The following is a 4,309-nucleotide window of genomic DNA, read 5'->3' on the forward strand; positions in this document are numbered from 1 at the left end:
GCCCCCCCCCCCCCCCCCCCCGATTGGGCCATAGCTAACTCGTTGGCTTAGGTGCTCCATCGGAGATTTGATCGTAGCCTGTTTATTATCCTCAGGATGACACTCAATTTGCTCAAAGGCTTCCAGCGATTGCACCGCGCCTTCGTAGGCTCACAGTCCCTCGCTGCTTCGTGGCAGCCCAGCCCATCGCGGCTGAAAAAGGTGATGCCGCTGGAAACCCGACAGTCATCAACTCGCTGCCAGCCCTTGCCGCAGAGAAAGAACGGATGAAGCCCTTCCATCTACTCCCTCGGAAGCCGGTACAGGTCGCTCATATCCGGTCTCCCCTTCGAAGGTTGAATCACACGGCACACCTCAAATCACTGGATCCTGACCATAGCTTTGTCGCGAGCAAACTGGCCTATTGCGGTGCAACTTTCGTGTGACTCCATCTCATTCCGCGCAATATCACACAACTCCAGGGCACATAACGATGGCTGCGACATTCCAGACCAACCCCGTGTCTCTGCATGAGCTTCTGAAGCTCTGCCACGACGGGCGGATGCAACTCCCTGACTTTCAGCGGAGCTGGGTTTGGGACGAGGATCGGATCAAGAGCCTCGTGGCTTCGATCTCGCGGTCTTTTCCCGTGGGGGCGCTTATGACCCTAAACACAGGCGGGCCGGTTAACTTCCAGCCCCGCCCAATCGAGGGTGCGCCCGGAGGGATCGAAGCTTTCATGGCCCAGGCGCTGTTGCTCGACGGGCAGCAACGCACAACCTCCATGTACCAGGTCACGCTGCGAGGCCAGGTTGTGAAGACCATGACCGCCAAGCGGAAGCCCGTTCAACGATGGTTCTACCTTGACATTGCGAAATGCCTCGACCCCAGTGTCGATCGCGAAGAAGCGATCTTATCCGTGCCGGAAGACAAGAAGATAAAGTCCGATTTTGACCGAACGGTTGATTTAGATCTTTCCAGCCAAAATCGCGAATTCGACGCTCTGATGTTTCCTCTCAACCAGGTCTTCTCTTGGAACGATTGGCAGATGGAATTCATCAAACACGTCAATGCCAACGGCACATTCTCGGAGAAATGGCCCATCCTTCAAAATTTCTACGCCGGGATCATTAAGAATTTTGAGTCCTATCAAGTGCCAGTGATCGCTTTGGACAAGGGAACATCGAAGGAAGCCGTCTGTACCGTGTTCGAGAAGGTCAACACTGGCGGAAAGCCGCTCGATGCGTTCGAGCTAGTGACAGCGATGTACGCGGCCGATGGCCATGAGCTTCGCAAGGACTGGTACGGGAAAGGAGCGGAGAAGGGTCGGCAGCATCGACTTTTGGAAACCCTACGCCCTGGAAACCAGACGCGCGGCATCGTCTCGAACGTTTCCAATACCGACTTCCTCCAGGCAGTCGTTCTCTTTCATGCAAGAGACCGTCGCAGAGAGGCCGAGGAGGCGGGTAAGTTCGGCAAGGATCTTCCCTCCGTCGCACCTCATCGATCGGCTCTTTTGGATTTACCGCTAAGTGCTTATCTCAAATATCAGACCCTCGTCGAAGAAGGATTTGTGAAGGCGGCGCGGTTCCTCCACACGCAGCACATCTACCGCGTGTTCGACTTACCTTATCAATCACAGATTGTTCCGCTTGCAGCGATCCTTGCAGATATGGGGGATGCCTGGGAGCACCAGGCGAACCGCAAGAAACTCATGCAATGGTACTGGTGCGGGGTCTTCGGCGAGCTCTACGGTTCGGCAGTCGAAAGCCGGATGGCCCGGGACTTCCTTGAAGTTGTTCCATGGCTGAACGGCGGCCCGGAACCATCGACGGTTCGGGACGCCGTGTTCCGCTCGGACCGGTTGAAAACAATGCGTATGCGCTTGTCCGCTGCTTACAAGGGTATCAATGCGCTATTAATGAAGGAGGGAGCGATCGATTGGCTATCAGGCCAAGCCTTTAGTCATGCCGTATTCTTCAACGAGAACGTCGATATCCATCATATTTTCCCGAAGGATTGGTGCGCCAAGCAGGGCATCAAACCTGATCGGTTCGACTCGATCATCAACAAGACCCCCCTTGCCTATCGCACGAACCGCATCATCGGCGGCGCTGCGCCTTCGGCTTATCTTGCCAAATTGGACGCGGGTGCTTCGCACACTCCTCCGATTGCGTCGGGTGATCTAGACGAAGCACTAAAGTCTCACCTCATCACCCCAAAGCTCCTGCGTGCGGACGACTTCGAGGGCTTTATGACTGATCGCCAGCATCAGCTATTGGTCCTTGTGGAAGCGGCTATGGGTAAACCCAGCAATCAGAACACGGCCGGGCTGCCTGACGATCCGGAGTCAGCTGCAGACCACGATGACGACGACGTTGATGCGATTGAGGCAGGACTGACACTGGAAGCGGCAGAATGAAAGGCGGTCCTCCCCCATCATACGGAGGCTTCCAAATCGCCTTTCGACAACGTAACGCAAGAGTGCTACACAACGGTCAGATATTGGCGACTTAAACCGTTGCTTTTCCTGATGCTTTGAGAAGAAGTTGGCATTCCTTTCCTGGGCACCATTCCTCTCTCAAACTGTTGAGATGCAGGAGTTTCCGCAAAGACAATGGCTTAGAGCTGCTCTAGTGGTACACAACGGTGGTACACATGAGCCTCGCTATGAGTCGTCCCGTCCGGCATCCTAAGACCGGCGTCTTCTATCTGCGCAAGCGTGTCCCGGCCGATCTCATCGGCGTTCTCGGACGGCGTGAGGAGAAGGTCAGCCTCAAGACCAAGTATCCTGCCGAGGCCAAGCGCCTGTTCTCCGCAGCGCTCGCAGAGCTCGAAACGCGGTGGGCGAACCTTCGGGTCAAGCGGAAGGATCTGACCGAACTGGAAGCGCTCGAGATCGCGCGTGAGGTCTACGATCGATGGTTCACTCACTACGCCAATGCGCCTAGCGAGCAGACGCGCTGGCAGACCGACACGTTCGATCAGCTCTGGACTGGGGGCGGGAACGTGTGGATGTACATGGTTTGCAATGATACCGCCGACTACCTGATCAAGAAGCACGGGATCGACGCGAAGCCTGCGGATCCAATAGAAGTTGGTACTGGCAATTTCATAACCCTCGACCCGCCCGACAGGAAAACCCTGGCACGTGCCGTCGGCATCATGATCCAACGTGCATGTCTTGACCTGCAGGCTAGGGCCAAGGGCGAGCATCTGTTCAATGCAGCGCTCAAAGCACCGAGCTTCCCGTCGCCCGCTCCGGCGTCCACGTCACGTACAGGACCGGCAGCGGTAGCCGATACATCAAGCTTCTCGTTCGACGATGCGGTGAAACTCTGGATCTCGGAGAAGCGGCCGCGCGAGCGAACGATCTACGAATGGCGCCGCACGATCAGGGAGCTAGGCAAGTTCGTCGGGCATGACGATGCTCACCGCCTGACGGTTGACGACGTCATAGCCTGGAAGAACGCCCTTCTCGAGGCCAATCTCGCGACCAAGACAATCAAGGATGCCAAGCTCGCGGTCGTGCGAGCGGTCCTGCAGGTCGCGCTCGACAACAGAAAACTTCGCGAGAACCCAGCTGATAAGGTTACCGTCTCCGCCAAGAAGTTGCCGTCTGGGTCGCCGCTCGAGTTCACGGACGCCGAAGCGATCATCGTTCTCAAGGCGGCAATGAAGGAGCAAGACCCTGTCCTGCGATGGGTGCCGTGGATCTGCGCGTACACTGGGGCACGCCTTTCGGAGGTTTGCCAGTTGCGACGCGAAGATATTGAGGTGCACGATGGCATCTGGGCGTTGCGTTTCGCAGCGGAAGCTGGGTCTCTGAAGAACGCAGGCTCTGAACGTTCGCTTCCTCTTCATCCTGCCTTGGTCGAAAGCGGCTTTCTCGATTTCGTTCGAACAGTGAAAGAAGGCCCGCTGTTCCAGGACCTACCACCTGACAAATTTGGTAAGCGAGGTGGTAATGCAACGAAAATTATTGGGCCGTGGGTCCGCGGTCTTGGACTGACCAGCAAACGTTTGGCTCCAAGCCATGCTTGGCGACATCGCTTCAAGACCATGGGAAGGCGCTATGACCTCCGCCTCGACATCATGGACGCAATGACGGGGCATGCACCCAAGAGCGTCGGCAACGCCTATGGCACCTATCCCCTGGATGCCATGCTGCGTGAGTTGAAGAAGATCCCGACACTCAACGTCGGGACCTGACCTGCCTTCGTAGGCTGTCGGTCGGCGACGTGGTTGTTGCGTGCGGGACGGACGAAACGCTCCGGGACCCAGCGCACAACGAACTGGCCGACGGCTGGTCGACGCGCTTTATCTCGCA

General features: G+C 56.9%; 2 protein-coding genes. Both read left to right on the forward strand.

Translation table 11 applies throughout. The features are described from left to right. The first annotated feature begins 472 nt into the window (after positions 1-472). Complete coding sequence (locus AUL35_RS11435; protein WP_062014893.1) at positions 473-2,401, forward strand: DUF262 domain-containing protein; 1,929 nt, start codon at positions 473-475, stop codon at positions 2,399-2,401. A 236-nt stretch (positions 2,402-2,637) separates the two neighbouring features. Beyond that, positions 2,638-4,191, forward strand: a complete 1,554-nt coding sequence (locus AUL35_RS11440) for a site-specific integrase (protein ID WP_082666275.1) — start codon at positions 2,638-2,640, stop codon at positions 4,189-4,191. Positions 4,192-4,309: the final 118 nt, after the last annotated feature.

The organism is Aureimonas sp. AU4 (assembly GCF_001463765.1).
Taxonomy (GTDB): domain Bacteria; phylum Pseudomonadota; class Alphaproteobacteria; order Rhizobiales; family Rhizobiaceae; genus Aureimonas.